The sequence below is a fragment of the Clostridioides sp. ZZV14-6154 genome (assembly GCF_020657785.1).
In the GTDB taxonomy this organism is placed as follows: domain Bacteria; phylum Bacillota; class Clostridia; order Peptostreptococcales; family Peptostreptococcaceae; genus Clostridioides.
The window spans coordinates 1-338 of the sequence record NZ_JAGWCY010000071.1 but is presented as its reverse complement, the minus strand read 5'-3'; the positions used below and the strand labels follow the sequence as shown (position 1 = coordinate 338).

Below are 338 nucleotides of genomic sequence, written 5' to 3'. Positions count from 1 at the left end.
AACTTATGTGAACGACAACCTCAAAAATGATAAAAGTTAAGACTTACGGTTCTTACATATGTTATTTAAAAATAAATATAAAAAATCTTCAAAATACTTGTTTTAAGTAATTGCATATTTTAATATTATGATAGGTGATGAAAAATTGAAGTGACTCATGGTAGAGTATATGTATATTTAGTACAATACCATATAGATAATCAGAAAAAACAAGTAAAGTGAGGTGGTAGTAGTGGAAAAAGCTTATAAGTTTAGAATGTATCCAAATAAAAAACAGCAAGAGTTAATTAACAAAACTTTTGGATGTTGTAGATTTGTATATAATAAATATCTTGCTA

General features: G+C 24.6%; 1 protein-coding gene. It reads left to right on the top strand.

Features of this window, described 5'->3' with window-relative positions:
- Positions 1-223: 223 nt before the first annotated feature.
- On the top strand, positions 224-338 hold a 115-nt coding region (locus KGF45_RS19760), incomplete at its 3' end, for a helix-turn-helix domain-containing protein (protein ID WP_157895571.1).